Annotated in this window: 1 protein-coding gene; it reads left to right on the top strand. The window is 59.7% G+C overall.

Annotated elements, in window-relative coordinates; translation table 11 throughout:
* Positions 1-87 precede the first annotated feature (87 nt).
* Positions 88-1148 (top strand): IS630 family transposase gene (locus EXZ48_RS34630; protein ID WP_130521602.1). Its coding sequence is split into 2 segments (ribosomal slippage): positions 88-580 and positions 580-1148, totalling 1062 coding nucleotides; the frame shifts between segments, so codons are not numbered across the junction.
* Positions 1149-1170 lie beyond the last annotated feature (22 nt).

Below are 1170 nucleotides of genomic sequence, written 5' to 3'. Positions count from 1 at the left end.
GCTTATACGCCGCCTCGCTGACCTCGACTCTTTGGCCTTCCCAAAGTGCGGTGAATCTGAATCTCTGGTGCAAACCGGAGGTCTGCGATGCGATCAGGGATTTCATTACGCGAAGATTTTGATGGAGAAGGTCTGCGGCGGCTGGCGCGGCAGACGAAAGATGCCGTTCAAGCGCGCCGTCTGTTGGCACTCGCCTCAATCTACGATGGAGGCTCGCGTTCCGATGCCGCCCGCCTCGGCAGCGTCACGCTCCAAATTGTCCGGGACTGGGTCATGCGGTTCAACGAACACGGTCCCCAAGGCCTGATCAATGGCAAGGCGCCCGGTCCGCAGTCGCGGTTGAACGATCAGCAGCGTGCGGCCTTGGCGCAAGCAATCGAGCGTGGGCCGACACCCTACCTCGACGGCGTTGTTCGTTGGCGTCTGTGCGATCTAGCGCAATGGCTTTGGGAAGAGTTTCGCGTTTCGGTGAGCGAGCAAACGCTGAGCCGGGAGGTGCGGGCCATGGGCTATCGCAAGCTGGCTGTCCGGCCCAAACATCACGCGCAAGACCCTCAAGCCATTGAGGGTTTTAAAAAAGCTTCCCTGCCGCAGTGGCAGAGATTGCCGCTGGAGCGGCCCGAGGAAAACGCATAGAGATTTGGTTTCAGGATGAGGCCCGTATCGGGCAAAAGAACAAGATCACCCGCCGATGGGCCAGGCGAGGAACACGGCCTTCAGCACCGCACGATCAGCGCACAAGGTCGGCCTACATCTTCGGCGCAATCTGCCCGAAGCTCGGCAAGGCGGCCGCGCTGGTCATGCCATGGTGCGACACCTACGCCATGACCCAGCATCTGGCCGAAATCGCCCGACACGTCGATGCCGACGCGCACGCTATCCTCATCATGGATCAGGCAGGCTGGCACATGTCCAACAATCTCGTCGTGCCCGAAAACATCACCATTCTGCCACTCCCGCCGAAATCGCCGGAGCTGAACCCGGTCGAAAACCTCTGGCATTTCATGCGCGACAACTGGTTATCAAACCGCGTCTTCAAATCATACGACGACATCGTCGATCATTGCTGCGATGCCTGGCGGAAGCTCGAAAGCCAGCCCTGGCGCATCATGTCGATCGGGCGCAGAGAATGGGCCTATGGGTTTTGATCAGTGAGGGGCCGTATTACCC

Source organism: Shinella sp. JR1-6 (genome assembly GCF_004284735.1).
Taxonomy (GTDB): domain Bacteria; phylum Pseudomonadota; class Alphaproteobacteria; order Rhizobiales; family Rhizobiaceae; genus Shinella.
The sequence above is the reverse complement of the archived record's forward strand: the minus strand, read 5'-3'. Positions and strand labels throughout refer to the sequence as shown.